This is a genomic window from Cupriavidus sp. IDO (assembly GCF_000812465.1).
GTDB lineage: Bacteria > Pseudomonadota > Gammaproteobacteria > Burkholderiales > Burkholderiaceae > Cupriavidus.
Window position 1 is genome coordinate 40422 of the sequence record NZ_JWMA01000009.1, and the last position, 14849, is coordinate 55270.

A 14849-nucleotide genomic window follows, 5' to 3' on the forward strand; every position below is an offset into this window, starting at 1 on the left:
TGGGGCCTTTGGCGGCCCACATGATCCGATCACCAATCAAATTCTTCGCGAGGATGCCGTGAATAATTCGCAGAAAGTTCAACCAGCCGGTTTGCTGGAAAATCGTTGGCTCTACCTAATATTAGCTGTTTTGCTGATGTGTATGGTCTCTGGTGTCCAGTATTCCTGGACTCTGTATGCGGCCCCGCTGCAAGGAAAGTTGGGGATTTCGCTTACTGCCGTGCAAATCGCGTTTACGTTGTCGCAAGTCATTCAAGCAGTTTCGCAACCAAGTGGCGGCATCGTCGTCGATAAATTCGGTCCTAAGGGTGCACTGATTATCAGCGGCATAATGGTTCTGGTTGGTTGGGCATTCATGGGGCAAGTTGATACTGCCCCAGCTCTGTACGCACTGTACGCATTGGCTGGTGCAGGCGTTGGTGTCGTCTATGGTACCGCGATAAATACAGCTAACCGTTGGTTCCCGGAGAAGCGCGGTATGGCATCGGGATTCACAGCTGCCGGCTACGGTTTGGGTGTTCTGCCTTTCCTGCCACTGATTAGCGGCATGTTGAAGACACGCGGCGTTGGTCCTGCATTTGCGTACACAGGCTTGATCGAAGGTCTGATGATTATCGCAATCGCACTGATCATTAAGTTCCCGGGCGAACAGAAGGGTGTCAAACACGCTCCTCCGATTGTCACCGAAAAAGACTTCACTTCGGCTCAAATGCTGAAGACACCGCAGTTCTGGGTCCTGTGGTTGGCATTCTTCTCGGTAAACTTCGGTGGCATGCTCCTGGTTGCCAATAGTGCCCCCTTCGGTAAGAGCCTCGGTATCGCTGCTGGCACGCTAGCGATTGCAGTTTCGATCCAGAATCTATTCAACGGTGCCAGCCGTCCATTCTGGGGCGCTGTTTCGGATAAGATTGGCCGCTACAAGACGATGTCTATCGTATTTGGTGTCAATTGTATCATCCTGTTTTCGTTCCCAACAGTTGCAGCAATTTCGACAACAGCCTTTATCATCGTACTGGCGTTGACATTCTTTACTTGGGGTGGTTCCTACGCTCTTTTCCCACCTATAAATAGCGAGGTTTTTGGTACGGCCTTCTCGACTGAAAACTATGGCTTCTTCTTCGGAGCTAAGGCAATTTCATCTATCTTCGGTGGTGGTCTTGGCGCAGCGATTGCTACAAAATTCGGCTGGAATACGGCGTTTATGATTACAGGTGCTACATCTTTCATCGCTTTCGCTATAGCAACATTTGTCATCCCCAAGATGGGTAAACCAGTAAAAAAGAATGGCAGCGTAGCTCCAGTTGAACAAGCCAATGCAATCCGTTGATAAAGGTAGCAAAATCATGTCTTTTACTCATCGCAAGAACGCCGCCGGCCCCTTTGCCGGCCTGTTGGTAATCGACCTCACGCACGTGTTGAACGGCCCGTTCGGCACGACGATCCTGTGCGACCTGGGCGCGCGCGTGATTAAAGTGGAGCCGCCGGGGCACGGCGACGACACGCGCACCTACGGCCCGTACGTCGGCGAGCCGTACGTCGGCGACCAGTCGCTCTATTTCAGCTTCGTGAATCGCGGCAAAGAAAGCATCGTGCTCAACCTGAAAGACGACGCAGACCGCGAGATCTTTCTGAACATGGTCCGCAAGGCCGACGTGCTTGCCGAGAATTTCCGCCCTGGCACGATGGCGCGACTCGGATTTTCGTACGAGGCGCTGGCCCAAATCAATCCGCGACTCGTCTACGCGTCGTCGTCGGGCTTCGGACAAACCGGGCCGCTGTCGACCTTCCCGGCATATGACACCATTGTTCAGGCGATGAGCGGCATCTTGGACGCAACGGGCTTTCCCGACGGCCCGCCGACGCGGGTCGGCACATCGCTCTCAGATCTGTGCGGTGGCGTCTTCATGTTTTGCGGCATTGCGAGTGCCCTATACGCGCGCGAGCGAACCGGCAAGGGCGCGCACGTCGACGTTGCGATGTTCGACGCGACGCTTTCCTTCCTCGAGCATGGCTTCATGTCGTACGTTGCGACCGGCCACGCGCCCGCGCGGATTGGCAATCGGCACCCGTACATGGCTCCGTTCGACGTTTTCGCCGCGGCGGACAAGCCGTTCGTCATCTGCTGCGGGAACGACCATCTGTTCGAGCTGCTGTGTACGGCAATCGGCCGGACGGAGCTTGCCGCCGACCCGCGCTTCGTGACCAACACCAGTCGCGTGGCGCACGAGCCCGAATTGAAGGTGGAACTCGAGTCGGTGCTCAAACGCCAAACCGCTGAACATTGGCTTGAGGTGATCCACGCGGCCGGCGTACCGGTGGCACCGCTGCTGAACGTTGCCGAGGCGGCGCAGCTACCGCAGACCGAAGCGCGCAACATGTTCATCGAGGCAGGAGGGGTGCGGATGCCTGGCAATCCGGTGAAGATCAGCGGTTATCCCGACCCGAAGGTTCGCGCGGGGGCGCCGGCGCTCGACGAGCACGGACCCGCGCTGCGCCACGAGTTCGGCGTGCAATCCGCGCTGCGGACGGGGACCGTGCGATGAGTGCGCCGACCGAACGTTCGCTGCTGGTTTCGCTCAGGCGCGTCGTTGGTCTATCGCTCGTCGCGGTAAGTTGAAGAAACGCTGATGCCGGGGCGTGCGTGCGTCAACCACAGCGTGGGCGCGGCAGGGGGCGCGACCGTGGCTGATTGGCTTCGGTTTCCGCTTCTTCTGCCGGCCTGCGGCTCGTCTTTCCGGACCTCGATCTCCTGGCCAGGCAGCCTGGGATTGCCGGCACAGCTCGCCGAGAGCGCCAGTGCGCACGCCCAGGTTTCCACGTGTCATCATCCATACTCCATCATCTAAGGCGATGAACAATATTGAAGCGGCGAAAACGCATCCCATTGTGGCAATCTTGCTTACTTTGAATGGCGGCTTTCTTGACGCATTTACCTATCTTGGCCACGGTAATGTATTCGCTAATTCGATGACCGGCAATATCGTGATGCTGGCCGTCAATCTTGCGGGTGGCGACATGCACCAGACACTGAGGCATATCTGGCCACTCATTGGTTTCGTATGCGGCATTTTCGCTGCGCGCCTACTGCAATTGATTGCCTGGCGCCACCCAAGCAGCCCTGCAATCATTTCACTGGTGTTCGAAATTGCGTTTCTGGCGCTCGCAGCGCTGAAGGAGCTGCCGGAATTCTGGCTGTTAGCAGGCGTTGCGTTCGTAGCGACGCAGCAATCGACGTTTTTCACGCATTCAGGAAATCAGACATACTCGTCGGTGATGACCACCGGCAATCTGCGGCGTTGCCTCCAACTTCTTTTTGAGTCGACAATACCGCGGGTCAAGGCCGCAGGTTTGCGCGATGCCGCGGGCCTTGGTGCCATCAGTCTCAGTTTCGTGCTCGGCGCGTTGGCAGGCGGACTGATTACCCACCGCCTGCACGATGCGGCACTCTGGTTGCCAGCAGCACTGCTGCTGGCGGCGTTGGTCGAGATATACAGGCATGCTCGGGCTGCGTATGCGACACCATAGCTGGTTGAGGCTTCGGTACGGACACGATTGCCGCTCAGCTTGCGAATGACCCTGCCGTTGAGGCGATCTGGTGCTGAATATCTCCACTGAGGCGCTGCGAATTGTCAAAGGTGCGGTCTCGGCGGACGTGCTCGCGAAAGTCACATTAGCCCACGGGCCTGCCTGCCGCTTTCCAGGAGTGGCATTCAACCGTGCATCGCTGGATCCTCAAAGCTGTTGCCGGTGCTAAGAAGGAATTTCTTTGCCGTAAGCGGCCCTCGCGGGTTAATCGACAACGACTCGCAAATCCCCGCAATCACCGAAGGGATATCGCCGCTGGCAGTGATGAAGGGATTGCTTGAATGCACCTGCGACCGTGTCCCGGACTACATAAACATGTAGTTTCCCAGCCGAGCACACCCTTGTAGGCTTTCCACGGTAGCGCTTCTCCCTGAGCGCGAAATTCTGATGGGATGTGTCCGACGCCGACAATGGCAGACGGGAGATCGGGTTCCCTTGCATTGCCGTTTGCGACAAACGTTGGAGGGACAAGGCATGATTCGCGTATTGATCGCCGATGACCACGCATTGATGCGTGAGGGCCTGCGGCATATCCTTGAGAAGGCAACCGGATTCCACGTAGTAGGCGAAGCGGCTGACGGTTCTGCGGCATTGCACCTTGGGCGCACCACGCCTGCGCAGGTCATGCTGGTGGACCTGTCAATGCCAGGACGCAATGGCCTCGAAGTCGTGCGCCAATTGAAGAAGGAAAATGTGCCCGTGCGAACGATCGTGTTGACCATGCACGGCGAGCACCAGTACGCCGAACGTGCGTTCAAGTGCGGCGCGCGGGGCTATCTGACCAAGGAGAGCGCAATGACGGATCTGGTCACTGCGATCACCAAAGTCGCCAGTGGCGGCGTCTATCTGAGCCCAGCCATGGCCGAGCGCGTAGCCGGCAACCTTGACCGCGACGCGGAGGCTTTGCCGCACGAGCAGCTATCAGATCGTGAGTTCGACGTCTTCAGGCGGCTTGTCAATGGTGAGACGGTCTCGGAGATCGCAAACGGGCTGTGCATCAACTCCAAAACGGTCAGTACCTACAAGATGCGGATTCATCAGAAGATGCAGATGAGCAACGACGTCGCGCTCATTCGTTACGCGTTGAAAAACGGCCTGTGCAGCGACCCAGGTGAAGACGCGTAAGCGTCGCTTTCCGCGGAAACGCAAAGAGATGTTGCCGGGAGGCCGGATGGACCCACGCAAGGAATCAAATGGCCTCACAAACGAACTCTTCCGCCAGGTGGTGGAGGCAGCGCCCAACGCCATGGTGATGGTGGATCGCGCTGGCCGGATCGTCCTCGTAAACGCGCAGACGGAGAAGCTGTTTGGCTATGAGCGCGACGAACTGATCGGGAAGAGCATCGAAGCGCTCGTGCCCGCGCGCTTCCGTGCTGCTCACCCAGGCTACCGCAGTGCGTTCTATGGGGACCTTAAGAGCCGTCCAATGGGAATTGGCCGCGAGCTTTACGCGCTGCGCAAGGACGGCTCCGAGTTCCCGGTCGAGCTCGGACTCAATCCGGTCAGAACGCCCGAGGAAGTATTTGTGCTCAGCGCGATTGTCGATATCACGGGGCGGAAGCGTGCGGAGCAGGAGCTGCTTAGAAAGACGGATGATCTGGCCCGTTCCAATCACGACCTTGAACAGTTTGCCTACGTGGCCTCTCACGACCTGCAAGAGCCGCTGCGTGCAGTCGCCGGCTCCTTGCAAATGCTGCAACGCCGATATCAGGGCCAACTGGATCCGCGGGCCGATGAGTATATTGCGCATGCGGTGGATGGCGCCACCCGCATGCAGGCGCTCATCAACGACCTGCTTACATATTCTCGTGTGGGTCGATCGGTGGATACACGGGAGCCGACTGACTGCGGACAAACACTTGATCAGGCGCTAAGGAGCTTGAGCGTCGTGATTGAGGAGGCTGGTGCACAGATTGTTCACGCTGCGTTGCCAACGGTGCTCGCGAATCCCACGCAGCTGACGCTGCTGTTTCAGAATCTGGTCGGAAACGCTATCAAGTTTCGGCACCAGGGCCGTCCTGTGCGGATCGATGTAGGGGCCAAACATCAGGGCGATTCATGGGTGTTCTGGGTCAGGGACAACGGAATCGGCATCGAACCTCAGTATTACGAGCGCATCTTTCTGGTGTTCCAGCGCCTCCATACCCGCGCCGAACATCCCGGCACGGGAATCGGTCTTGCCCTATGCAAGCGAATCGTTGAACAGCACGGCGGGCGCATCTGGGTCGAGTCTGCTTCGGATCAGGGCACGACATTCTTCTTTACTCTGCACGCGAAGGTCGACCACGTAAATCCGTCGCGATAACGTCCCGAAGGCCACCATGGTTACCAACGCATCCCACGATCTCCTTCATATTCTCCTGGTGGAAGACAGTCCCACTGATGTGATGATGACACGTGAGGCTCTTGAGTATTACAAGGTGCTGAATCCCCTGCATGTGGTCGAGGACGGCGTGGAGGCGATGGAATACCTGAGGCGTGAGGGAAAACACGGCGCCGCTCCCCGGCCCGGACTCATCATTCTCGATCTCAATTTACCGCGCAAGAGCGGGCGGGAAGTGCTCGAGGATGTCAAAAAAGATCCGGCGCTGATGAATATCCCGGTGGTCGTGCTGACCACCTCCAAATCGGAGGAGGATGTGGCGAGATCATACGGGCTCTATGCCAATTGCTACATCACAAAGCCGGTTGATTTCACCAAATTCATGGATGTCGTACGAAGCATCAGTGAGTTCTGGTTTGGCATTGTGACGCTGCCGCTTATCCGACCATGAGCATATCGAAGGAAATCAGAATTCTTCTGGTTGAGGATAGCGCCAGCGATGCGTTCCTGATTGAAACGGCGCTAGGGGATGTGGTGGAGTTCGAGCATCGGATGGTTCGGTCCGAGCGCCTGTCTGACGGCGTGGCTCGTTCACAATCGATGCGTTTCGATGTCGTGCTTCTGGATCTGGGCCTGCCAGACGCCCAGGGGCTCGACACGGTCAGAACATTCATTCGGCTTTCGCCGGATGTTCCGGTACTGGTTCTCACGGGTCTGGACGACGCATCGGCTGGCTTGCTGGCCATACAAGAAGGTGCGCAGGACTACCTTCTGAAAAGAGATATCCATGCGTCGGAGCTGGGCCGCGCAATTCGTTACGCCATCGAGCGACATCGCATCGCGGCGGCGCTCAGAGCGAGTGAGGAGCGATTTCAGCTCGCTGTGAGCGGCGCTACCGCGGGATTGTGGGATTGGAATCTGCAGACCGGTGCGATGTATCTTTCGTCCTATTTCAAGGAAACCATGGGCTATGAAAACAGCGAACTGCCCAACGACGCGCGAGCGCTTCGGGATGCCATTCATCCGGACGACGCAGACAGGGTATTCACCAGCCTGAAAGCGCACCTGGAGCATAAGCGCGTCTACGACGTGGAGTATCGAGTTCGAACCAAGTCTCCCGATTTCCGTTGGGTTCAGTCTCGTGGGCAAGCACTGTGGAACGATTCCGATCAGCCGTATCGCATGGTGGGCTGGATCATGGATATTACAGATCGGAAACGGGCTGATGACGCATTGCGTGAATCGCGCGAAGAACTGCAGCGCCTGTCGGCGAATATTCAGCACGTACGGGAGGAGGAGAAAAATCGTATTGCACGCGAACTGCACGACGATCTTGGGCAGCAGTTGGCGACACTGAAAGTGGAAGCCGCCAAAATCGAAGACCATCTTATGGCTGCTGAGACGGCCGCGCCGCTTGCCAACTTGCGCAAAGTCTACTCACTGATCGACCAGGTCATTGGCTCGGTAAGGCGGATTGCGGCAGGTCTGCGTCCCACGATGCTGGACGACCTTGGCCTGACTCCGGCGGTCAACTGGCTGATCGATGAGTTTTCAGCGAGCCACGACGTACAAGTGATCCGCCGAATTGACGTCGACAACATTGACTTCAATCACGAGGGCGGCACCGCAGTATTCCGAATTGTCCAGGAAGCACTGACAAACGTCACGCGCCATTCGGGGGCAACCTCGGTGACGCTCGAAATCGTGCGCGAGGAGATGAATTGCATAGTACGCGTGGTAGACAACGGCAGTGGTTGCACCAGTGACGTGCGACCCAACGCGAACGCCTTCGGCCTGCTGGGAATGCGGGAGCGTGCGGCCCGCCTGGGCGGCGCCATCCGGATCCAGACCGCACCCAATCAAGGCTTCGCATTGACCGTTGCGTTGCCGCTCGCATCCGTCGAAACCAGCGAAGGCGAATGTGCGCAGACAATACCAATGAGTCTGCGCCCGGGGGCAGCGTGAGTATGGCCGCAGGTCCACGCCGCCGGCCGGGATCACAACCTCCACTGCATTTGGACCGCCCCGCATGCCGCTGTCCAGCCAACAGATGGCGCCCGGACGTTCATCCTGTTGCAATCACATTCATCTCGGTTCACCATGGGGCGGGCGTGACGGCGAGGCCAGTCGCCGCCTGCTGACCGCAGACGCGCGGAAATCGAGAGAATTCCCCATGAACCAGGATGGACTATGAAGACCTGTTTCTCGTTCGGCATGCCAAGTCGAGTCGCGACGATCCATCCGTGCCCGACCGGGAGCGACCCCTGGATGATCGCGGTCGGCACGACGCCATGAGGATGGGCAAGCGTCATGGCAGGCATGGATCGCAAGGGCAATCATTCCCTCACCCGCTGGCTGGCAGGGGTAGCCTGCCTGGCCATGCTGGTCGGACTCGGCCGGCTCGCATTGTTTGCCGCGATAGAGCGCGAAGCGTTCGAGCCGAAGCCCGCCGGCGCCTTCACGCCCGAGAGCTTCGGCATACCGTCACGGCAAATTGTCTTCGCCAGTTCGCAACGCAAGCTGCGTGCTTCTTACGTGCAGGCGGCTGACCCGGCCGCGCCGGCTTTGATGATTTGCCACGGCGACGAAGAAAACCTCTCGGACTGGGCCATCGTGCAGGCTCTGCTCTACCACGAGGGCATATCCTCCTTCGTGTTCGACTACAGCGGCTATGGCGCCAGCAGCGGCCGGCCCAACGTGAACAACCTGCACCAGGATGGCCTGGAAGCCTACCGCCGCTTTGTCGCGGACACGCCGCTGGCGGCGCGGCGCTACGTCCTCGGTTACTCCCTCGGTTCGGGGGTGCTGCTTGATATCGTCAACTCCCTGTCCCCGGCGCCGTCCGGCGTCGTGATCGCCGCCGGATTCGCCACGGCGCACGCCGCGGCGGTTGCCACTGGCATCGTGCCGTCCTGGCTTGCACCTCTGCTGCCCGAACCCTGGGACAACGAAGCCCAGGTGCGCAAGCTCACGCTGCCGCTACTGCTAACGCACAGCCGTTCCGACAAACTCATCCCCTTCGCCAACTCAGAGCGGCTTGCCGGCGCCGCTGCGGGGCCGCATCGCCTGGTCGCCTACAGTGGCCTGGTTCACAACGCCGCGATCGAAGGCGACCAGGCAGCCCGCTTCTGGGCCCCGATCACGGCCTACTTGCGCAGCGGACAGCTCGATCCAGCCGAGGCCGGCCCGACAGGCATGACCGACGTGGACGGCGAGAAGCGTAGCGAGCGCAGGTGATAGCCGGCGGAACGGGTGCCGGGCTGTTGCTGGCGGGAACCGTTAAACCTCATGATGGGCTGCGGCTCGCAAGTCGGCCGGGCCATGCTTGACGACCGGCGCATCGACGCGATTTCGTTTCCGGTTCGGCCGCCACCGGCACTCGTGTAGCACAGGCTGCAGCGCAGCGGCTGGCCAAGGTCCGGTTCGCGATGGGCTGCAAGAACCGGATGGCGGTGCTCGATGACGCCGACCTGGAAGTCGCAGTCGAATGCGCGGTGCGGAGTGCATTCTTCTCCACAGGGCAACGCTGCACGGCCTCGAGCCGGCACATCGTGGAGGAAGGCAACGCGGTCCCCTCGCGGACCGCGCACCTCGATGCGATACGCAGTGGCCTACCAGGCGCCGCCGATGACCCATCGTCGATCCAGTAGCAACACGCATGGCATAAATGAAAATTTATGATCAATAGAAGAATGTTTAATTGTCATTAATGTGTTGCCGGGCTTAGGCTTCTCTCAAGTTCACCTGACCGCCTGGGCATCCGAAATGGACCAGCCAACCCGCGACCAAGGTCGCACCGCCAACACAGTCCTGACGCACCGCGCTCTCGATGCCGGCACAGAACCGCCGCTTGGTGCGCATCTCCTTACCCCGCGCAACGGCTACAGCCACCATGGCATCTATGTGGGCGACGGCAAGGTGGTGCACTACGCCGGACTTGCCGGGTCGTTGCGTCGCGGGCCTGTCGAGGAGGTCAGCATCACGCGGTTCGCTGCCGGATACGAAGTCTTGCTCGTGCCAAGCGCTGATCCGGTGTACGCCAGGCACGAAGCCGTGCGGCGCGCACGCTCTCGATTAGGCGAGAATCATTACAGGCTGCTGACTAATAACTGCGAACATTTCTGCGCCTGGTGCCTGTATGGGGAAAGCCGTAGCGAACAGGTGCTTGCGTGCTTCATCGACCCGCGCGCGGCTATTCGGACTGCGCTATGCCTGTTCGCTGCATTCCTTGCGGCGGCATGGCCGATGGGGCGCACTGGACCTTGCGTGAGCTGACGATCGATTCTTGCCGGCAGTTGCGGGGCTATCCCTGGCGCGGCGTGCTTTGAGCGCCATTTCAATTCAGAGCGGCAGGAAATTCTCGTCGCCTCAGCCGCTTGAGTCGCCACAGAGAGAAGGGAAGCACGCTGATGTAATGATGGAGAAGGGACCATGGAGTCGGTCAATCAATTTGTGTGTGTCGTCGATGACGATGCAAGCGTCCGGGAAGCGGTAACAAGCCTGCTGCGCGCCCATGGAAAAAGTGTGCTGTCGTTCAACTCGGGGAAGGAGTTTCTGGAATCAATTCAGTGGGACGCAGTGGCATGCTTGATTCTTGATATGCGCATGCCGGGCATGAGCGGCCTGGAAGTCCAGGAGCAGGTTATTAACAACTCTCATGCTTCGATCGTTTTCATCACAGGAAGGAATGACGTGCCTTCCACGGTTTTGGCGATGAAGAGCGGGGCCGTTGACTTCCTGGTTAAGCCCATCAGTGGGGATGCTCTACTCCGAGCAGTCGACACGGCAATTGCCAGGACGCGTTTGCAGCGAGGAAATGCGGCAGAAGCTGCTGCCCTACGAGCGTTGTACGAAGCCCTGACCCCAAGAGAGAAAGAGCTTCTGCCTTTGCTCGTCGGGGGGTTGTTGAACAAGCAGGCAGCGGACGTACTGGGGATCACTGAGTACACCGTGCAGGTGCATCGTGGTCACATTATGAAGAAGATGCAAGCGGGCTCATTTGCCAAACTCGTCAGGCAGGCAGGCCGGCTGGAGCTTGAGACGTACCTGCCCACCAGGGGCCACAGGCACTAACGGCCTGTCCGTAGTAACACTGTCGTCGAAAGGAGCGAGTGCTCGGGGTGCATTCCATTACCGACCATTCGCCAGGGCTTTGGCATGCACCGCAAGTCAGCGTACAAGTACCGCTGCGGCGGCGAAGAGCCATAATCACACTCGTTGCGAATGATGTCCCCCGCGACTGGGCCATGGCGCTCCTTCTTGCGGCGGCGCGCTCATAGACTTGGCTTCCTCCGCGCCACCGGGCATCGCCAGACCTACAAACGGTAGCCCACCGCGCCGGATGGCTTGACCGCTTCACACCCCGGTATATCGCGCCATCGGCGGGCCTGTCCCTACTACGTATCCCGGCAGGGCATGGGCATGGCGCTTGCAGCCAGCTCCGCCTAAACCAAGGTATGGCTTGGAGCTAGCCGATGCGCTAGCAAAAGCCAACGCACGCATAAAGGCGCGCGCGCACCGTCGCACCTATGCTTCGAGCTAGGGAAATCGAGCCCGCTCGACGATCCCGAAAGCAAGGCGTGCATCGCACCCGGGCCGTGCAGTTCCACAGTCCAAGGCGCGATCCGCAACGCCATATTCTGCTTGCCGGTGAGCTGTGCCGGCGCCATCTATCACCGACCCGAGGAAATCATGACCACACGCACCCAACTCCGCCTTGCCAGCGCCGGCCTCATCGGCGCGAGCGTTCTGGCCACCGGCGTGGCCCACGCTGCCGACCCGCGTACCAGCCCCGGCAGTGCAGACCGGTACGGCTACAACTTCAACGGCAACAGCAAGCGCGACGCCTCCACCGATGGTGCGCGCAGCGGTCGGACTGACCAAAAATTCGACCCCTTTACCGAGGGCGCCCGCCTGGAAGGGACGTCCCGCCCGTTCGACGGCGAACTGGTCGCCGGCCGTGACCTGGCCGGCGTACTGAAATCGCCGGCCGGCGACGGCACGGCGAAAGGCTGATGCCAAGGCTGCCCATCACCGCGTGGGCAGCCCCTGTTTCCTGGCGGCGATTCCGCCCACGGAGGTCCGTGATGAACAACGTTGCTCTGTTTGATCCGGCGCGCGCCGCTCCCGGCGACTCAAAGCTGCCGTGCCCCGGTAGCCACAGGCTTGTCCTGTTGACAGCAGCGTGGCTTGGCATGTGTGCCGCCAGTTGCGCGATGGCCGCGGTCGTCGCGTTGTGGGTGCCGCTTTGACGGCGTGCCGGTGCCAGCGATAGGCGCGCTGGCTGGAACCGCACCTCAGGAGAGCGAGCCGGAGACCACGCCAAGCGCTTCGGCCTTGAGCACGAAGTCCGCCAGCGACCTGGATCCCATTTTCTTCATGGCCTGGCCGCGGTGGAGCTTTACTGTGATCTCGCTCAGGTTCATCTCCGCGGCTATCTGCTTGTTCATCAGGCCCCGTACTACCAGCGCCATCACTTCGCGCTCGCGCGGGGTCAGGGATTGATAGCGGCGGCGCAGGTCGGCGCAAGACTGGTCGGAGGTACGGCGTGCTTCGTCGCGCGCCAGCGCGCTGCTGACCGCATCCAGCATATCCTGGTCGCGGAACGGCTTGGCCAGGAAATCGGTGGCACCCGCCTTCATGGCCTTCGCGGTCATGGCGACATCGCCATGCGCGGTCATGAAGACAATGGGGATGGGCATGCCGCTCGCGGTAATCTGTTCCTGAACCGCCAGGCCACTCTGGCCCTTCAGGCGCACGTCCAGCACCAGGCAGCTTGGCGCGTCGGCCTGCTTGTGCGCGAGGAATTCCTGCGCCGAGGCGAAAACCTCGACGTGCAGGCCCACAGAACGCAGCAGCATGCTGAGCGCCGCCCGCATGGAATCGTCGTCATCCACCACGTAGACAACGGGAGCGCCACCTGGCTTATTGCTCATTTTCCGTCCTCATGCTGAATCGGCAGCAACATTTGCAGCGACGCGCCGCCGTCATCCGGGCATTCCGCCCAGATCCGGCCTCCATGCGCTTCGACGATCGACCGGCAGATGGACAGGCCCATGCCCATGCCATCCGCCTTGGTGGTGAAGAATGGGTTGAACAGGTGCTCGGCGTCCCCAGCGAGAAAGCCGTTGCCTGAATCGCGGACCGTCAGCTGCACCTGCTCCGGTTCGACCCGGCAGGTGCTGATCCACAGGCGGCGCCGGCGCCCGGCCACATCATGCATCGCCTGCACAGCGTTCACCACCAGATTGACCAGCACCTGTTGCAGCTGCACGCGGTCGCCGCGGATCAGCGAAGCCGGTTCATCCAGCTGCAGCATGGCTTCGATGCCATGGTCCTGCAGTTCGCGGCGCAGCAGTTCCACCGATTCTCGCGCCAGCGCGTTCAGATCGACTTCGCCGTAGCTGGGATCGCGCTTCTGCGCCATCGCGCGGATCTGGCGGATGATCTCGCTGGAGCGCTTGGCGTCGGAGATCATCTGCCGGATCGATCGCGTGGCTTCGTCGATGTCAGGCTGCGGGCGGTGCAGCCATCGCAGCGCGGCATCCGCGCAGGTGACGATGGCCGCGATCGGCTGGGCGACCTCGTGGGCAATCGAGGCAGCGAGTTCGCCCAGCGTAGTGATGCGCGTGACGTGGGCCAGTTCGGTCAGCGAGCGCTGCAGCGCCTGTTGCGTCAGCGTGGCCTCCGACACATCCATCAGGGCTCCGACATACTCGAGGTGGCCTGCGGCAGCAGTGGTTAGCCTGGCCACCAGATGCACATGCTTGACCGAGCCGTCCGGCATCAGCAAGCGGTGCATCACGTCGATGTGCGGCACACCCGCCCGAATCTGCGCGCGGGCTTCCTGTACCAGCGCCAGGTCGTCCGGGTGCGTCCGCTTCAACATGCGATCGGAAGTGGGCTGTACGCTCAAATCGTAGCCCAGGATGCGGTAGGCCTCATCCGACCAGCTTACCTCCTCCTCCGGCAGCCTCAGCGCCACGCTGCCGGTCTTACTGAGCCGCTGAGCCTCGGCGAGGAAGGCCTCGCTGCGTGTCAGCGCGGCTTCGGCCTGCTTGCGTTCGGTAATGTCGTTGCTCGTGGCGAGGATGGCGGCCGGCTTTCCGGACTGGTCTCGCCACAGCGCCCAGCGGCTGGAAATGGTGAGCGGCTTGCCGTCGCGGCGCGTGCGCTGCAGTTCGCCGTCCCAGCTTCCGGTCCGCAGCAGTTCGGCTTGAATATGTTCTGCAGGGACAGGAAAACGGGTCTGTGTCAGCCGGTGGACCGACTGGCCCATGGCCTCATCCGCGGTCCAGCCATAGACCTGCTCGGCGCCGCGGTTCCAGAAGGTGACACTGTCCTTCATGTCGTACACGACGATAGCGTCATGCGTCAGGTTCAGCATCTGGATCTGATCGCGCAGGCGCGCCGTGCTGGCCAGGTTGCGCATCGCCAGCAGCGACGTAATCGTGATCGCCAGCAGGCTGATTACGCAGCGCGCCAGCGAGCCGGCGCTGTCGTTAAAGTCCCGGGAAAGCCCGAACCCGATCAGCGTCAGGACGACACAGGCCACACCCGCGGCAAGCGTTCTCCGCCGCGATCCGCCCAGCGCGACCAGCAGTACCACCACCACGTAAAGTACGGCAATGGCGATATCCAGCGGCGTCAGTGCATCGATCAGGAAGATCGCCAGCGCGAGCGCGAGCGCGACCAGCGACTGTGCCCGCGTGCCGGGGCGCGCCGGGCCGATGGCGGGGAATGACTCGGTCATGCCGGACCTCTCGGGGCTGGCGGCCCAGCCGAAGACAGACGGAAAGGGAAAACGACGCACTCTCTTCATGGGGGCTCGATAACATGGTTTCCTAGGGTCTGTTCACAATTGAACCAATGGTCCGAAGGCGCAGGCGAGCGATGCGAAGACGAGATAGCTGTCGGCTCGCTTGTCGTACCGAGTGGAGAC

Annotated in this window: 12 protein-coding genes and 3 pseudogenes; 12 read left to right on the forward strand and 3 right to left on the reverse strand. The window is 60.5% G+C overall.

Annotation, left to right across the window (positions count from 1 at the left end):
• The first annotated feature begins 58 nt into the window (after nucleotides 1-58).
• From oxlT to RM96_RS03615, 12 genes and pseudogenes are all read left to right on the forward strand, one after another.
• A complete protein-coding gene (gene oxlT, locus RM96_RS03560) occupies nucleotides 59-1327 on the forward strand; it encodes an oxalate/formate MFS antiporter (protein ID WP_039007759.1) in 1269 nt (422 codons plus the stop codon).
• Nucleotides 1314-2543 carry a CoA:oxalate CoA-transferase gene (gene yfdE, locus RM96_RS03565; protein ID WP_238587067.1) on the forward strand — a complete coding sequence of 410 codons (1230 nt, stop codon included), beginning with the start codon at nucleotides 1314-1316 and terminating at the stop codon, nucleotides 2541-2543. Before oxlT ends, yfdE begins: the two co-directional genes overlap by 14 nt.
• A 307-nt stretch (nucleotides 2544-2850) precedes the next feature.
• On the forward strand, nucleotides 2851-3525 hold the full coding sequence (locus RM96_RS03570; protein WP_039007761.1) for a YoaK family protein: 675 nt from the start codon (nucleotides 2851-2853) through the stop codon (nucleotides 3523-3525).
• Between the two features lie 534 nt (nucleotides 3526-4059).
• Nucleotides 4060-4710 (forward strand): response regulator, encoded by a 651-nt coding sequence (locus RM96_RS03575; protein ID WP_039007763.1) that lies wholly within the window; start codon nucleotides 4060-4062, stop codon nucleotides 4708-4710.
• A gap of 82 nt (nucleotides 4711-4792) precedes the next feature.
• Nucleotides 4793-5890 (forward strand): annotated as a pseudogene (locus RM96_RS03580) (sensor histidine kinase); the annotation flags it as partial.
• 16 nt (nucleotides 5891-5906) lie between these two features.
• Nucleotides 5907-6359 (forward strand): response regulator, encoded by a 453-nt coding sequence (locus RM96_RS03585; RefSeq protein WP_039007765.1) that lies wholly within the window; start codon nucleotides 5907-5909, stop codon nucleotides 6357-6359.
• On the forward strand, nucleotides 6356-7873 hold the full coding sequence (locus tag RM96_RS03590) for a hybrid sensor histidine kinase/response regulator (RefSeq protein WP_052279302.1): 1518 nt from the start codon (nucleotides 6356-6358) through the stop codon (nucleotides 7871-7873). Before RM96_RS03585 ends, RM96_RS03590 begins: the two co-directional genes overlap by 4 nt.
• 345 nt (nucleotides 7874-8218) lie before the next feature.
• Nucleotides 8219-9145 (forward strand): alpha/beta hydrolase, encoded by a 927-nt coding sequence (locus RM96_RS03595; protein WP_063925967.1) that lies wholly within the window; start codon nucleotides 8219-8221, stop codon nucleotides 9143-9145.
• A 3-nt stretch (nucleotides 9146-9148) separates the two neighbouring features.
• A pseudogene (locus tag RM96_RS36695) lies at nucleotides 9149-9471 on the forward strand (aldehyde dehydrogenase family protein); the annotation flags it as partial.
• 202 nt (nucleotides 9472-9673) lie between these two features.
• A complete protein-coding gene (locus RM96_RS03605; protein WP_039007769.1) occupies nucleotides 9674-10183 on the forward strand; it encodes a lecithin retinol acyltransferase family protein in 510 nt (169 codons plus the stop codon).
• A 156-nt stretch (nucleotides 10184-10339) separates the two neighbouring features.
• Complete coding sequence (locus tag RM96_RS03610) at nucleotides 10340-10981, forward strand: response regulator transcription factor (protein WP_039007771.1); 642 nt, start codon at nucleotides 10340-10342, stop codon at nucleotides 10979-10981.
• A 618-nt stretch (nucleotides 10982-11599) separates the two neighbouring features.
• Complete coding sequence (locus RM96_RS03615) at nucleotides 11600-11923, forward strand: hypothetical protein (RefSeq protein WP_052279303.1); 324 nt, start codon at nucleotides 11600-11602, stop codon at nucleotides 11921-11923.
• A gap of 281 nt (nucleotides 11924-12204) precedes the next feature.
• Here RM96_RS03615 and RM96_RS03620 read toward each other — a convergent pair whose 3' ends face one another.
• The 3 genes and pseudogenes from RM96_RS03620 to RM96_RS38420 form a co-directional block, all read right to left on the reverse strand.
• Nucleotides 12205-12843, reverse strand: a complete 639-nt coding sequence (locus RM96_RS03620; RefSeq protein WP_039007773.1) for a response regulator transcription factor — start codon at nucleotides 12841-12843, stop codon at nucleotides 12205-12207.
• Nucleotides 12840-14660 carry a PAS domain-containing sensor histidine kinase gene (locus tag RM96_RS03625; RefSeq protein WP_039007775.1) on the reverse strand — a complete coding sequence of 607 codons (1821 nt, stop codon included), beginning with the start codon at nucleotides 14658-14660 and terminating at the stop codon, nucleotides 12840-12842. Before RM96_RS03625 ends, RM96_RS03620 begins: the two co-directional genes overlap by 4 nt.
• A 102-nt stretch (nucleotides 14661-14762) precedes the next feature.
• A pseudogene (locus tag RM96_RS38420) lies at nucleotides 14763-14849 on the reverse strand (IS5/IS1182 family transposase); the annotation flags it as partial.

Bases quoted from the DNA above. Each gene is read 5' to 3' on its own strand.
- yfdE (WP_238587067.1), top strand. From the start codon at position 1,314: ATGCAATCCGTTGATAAAGGTAGCAAAATCATGTCTTTTACTCATCGC.
- RM96_RS03570 (WP_039007761.1), top strand. From the start codon at position 2,851: ATGAACAATATTGAAGCGGCGAAAACGCATCCCATTGTGGCAATCTTG.
- RM96_RS03575 (WP_039007763.1), top strand. From the start codon at position 4,060: ATGATTCGCGTATTGATCGCCGATGACCACGCATTGATGCGTGAGGGC.
- RM96_RS03585 (WP_039007765.1), top strand. From the start codon at position 5,907: ATGGTTACCAACGCATCCCACGATCTCCTTCATATTCTCCTGGTGGAA.
- RM96_RS03590 (WP_052279302.1), top strand. From the start codon at position 6,356: ATGAGCATATCGAAGGAAATCAGAATTCTTCTGGTTGAGGATAGCGCC.
- RM96_RS03595 (WP_063925967.1), top strand. From the start codon at position 8,219: ATGGCAGGCATGGATCGCAAGGGCAATCATTCCCTCACCCGCTGGCTG.
- RM96_RS03605 (WP_039007769.1), top strand. From the start codon at position 9,674: ATGGACCAGCCAACCCGCGACCAAGGTCGCACCGCCAACACAGTCCTG.
- RM96_RS03610 (WP_039007771.1), top strand. From the start codon at position 10,340: ATGGAGTCGGTCAATCAATTTGTGTGTGTCGTCGATGACGATGCAAGC.
- RM96_RS03615 (WP_052279303.1), top strand. From the start codon at position 11,600: ATGACCACACGCACCCAACTCCGCCTTGCCAGCGCCGGCCTCATCGGC.
- RM96_RS03620 (WP_039007773.1), bottom strand. From the start codon at position 12,843: ATGAGCAATAAGCCAGGTGGCGCTCCCGTTGTCTACGTGGTGGATGAC.
- RM96_RS03625 (WP_039007775.1), bottom strand. From the start codon at position 14,660: ATGACCGAGTCATTCCCCGCCATCGGCCCGGCGCGCCCCGGCACGCGG.